At 58.8% G+C, this 1,215-nt stretch carries 1 protein-coding gene; it reads right to left on the bottom strand.

All coding sequences use genetic code 11. From position 1 onward, the window contains the following. Positions 1-39: 39 nt before the first annotated feature. On the bottom strand, positions 40-1,215 hold a 1,176-nt coding region (gene tuf, locus ACR0CA_RS20310; RefSeq protein WP_170356932.1), incomplete at its 5' end, for an elongation factor Tu.

Below are 1,215 nucleotides of genomic sequence, written 5' to 3'. Positions count from 1 at the left end.
CCGAGATTATTCGACGAATAATCTCAGCACCTTCACCGATTACTCAGTGATTTTCGACACAACGCCGGCGCCGACGGTGCGGCCGCCTTCGCGGATCGCGAAGCGCAGGCCCTGCTCCATCGCGATCGGCGCGATCAGCTCAACGCCGAACGACACGTTGTCGCCGGGCATGACCATCTCGGTGCCTTCCGCCAGGGTCACGGTGCCGGTCACGTCAGTTGTACGGAAGTAGAACTGAGGACGGTAGTTCGCGAAGAACGGAGTGTGACGACCGCCTTCTTCCTTGGTCAGGATATAGGCTTCGGCTTCGAACTTGGTGTGCGGTGTAACCGAACCCGGCTTACACAGAACCTGGCCACGCTCAACGCCGTCACGGTCAACACCACGCAGCAACGCGCCGATGTTGTCGCCCGCTTCACCGCGGTCCAGCAGTTTGCGGAACATCTCAACGCCGGTGCAGGTGGTTTTCGAAGTGTCGCGGATGCCGACGATTTCAATCTCGTCGCCAACGTTGATCACGCCACGCTCAACACGACCGGTCACAACGGTACCACGGCCCGAGATCGAGAACACGTCTTCGATCGGCATCAGGAACGGCTGGTCAACAGCGCGCTCGGGGGTGTCGATATACTCATCAACAGCCGCCATCAGTTCCTTGATCTTCTCTTCGCCGATTTCAGGGTTGTTGCCTTCCATCGCGGCCAGAGCCGAACCTGCAACGATCGGAATATCGTCGCCGGGGTATTCGTACGAAGACAGCAGCTCGCGGATTTCCATTTCCACCAGTTCCAGCAGCTCTTCGTCGTCAACCTGGTCAACTTTGTTCATGAACACGACCATCTTCGGGATGCCAACCTGGCGGCCCAGCAGGATGTGCTCGCGCGTTTGCGGCATCGGGCCGTCAGCGGCGTTCACAACCAGGATCGCGCCGTCCATCTGGGCAGCACCGGTGATCATGTTCTTGACGTAGTCGGCGTGGCCGGGGCAGTCAACGTGCGCGTAGTGGCGGTTCTCGGTCTCGTATTCCACGTGGGCGGTCGAGATGGTGATCCCGCGCGCTTTCTCTTCCGGCGCACCGTCAATCTGGTCATACGCTTTGAAGTCACCGAAATACTTGGTGATCGCTGCGGTCAGCGTGGTCTTACCATGGTCAACGTGGCCAATCGTGCCGATGTTGACGTGCGGTTTTGTACGCTCAAACTTTTCCTTTGCCAT

Source organism: Ruegeria sp. F12 (assembly GCF_056533885.1).
This window is presented reverse-complemented; position numbering and strand designations above follow the sequence as displayed.